Genomic DNA, 280 nt, shown 5'->3' on the forward strand with positions numbered 1-280 from the left:
AATTTCGACTTTAACCGCTCCTACTCGGTGCAAATTTTTGTGCCTGCTGGGGGCCTGTCTTCATTAGCCGCTAATAGCGACAATGGGCGCATCGATGTCAATGGCATCACTGTCGATCAACTGATGCTCCGCACGAATAATGGGCGCATTGCATTGGATGCGGTAGACAGCGCAACAATTGATGACGAGACGGACAATGGGCGCATTGAAATGAACAATATAGAAGCCGCCATCAGCGCCAGGTCCTCCAATGGCCGCCTCTTGTTCAGCGATGTATCGG

General features: G+C 51.4%; 1 protein-coding gene. It reads left to right on the plus strand.

The features are described 5' to 3' along the window. Positions 1-280 (plus strand): DUF4097 family beta strand repeat-containing protein (locus tag R0J87_RS19615; protein ID WP_498888346.1); only part of this gene is annotated, 280 nt, incomplete at both ends.

It is taken from the genome of Halomonas sp. SIMBA_159, assembly GCF_046536035.1.
GTDB classification, from domain to species: Bacteria; Pseudomonadota; Gammaproteobacteria; order Pseudomonadales; family Halomonadaceae; genus Vreelandella; species Vreelandella venusta_A.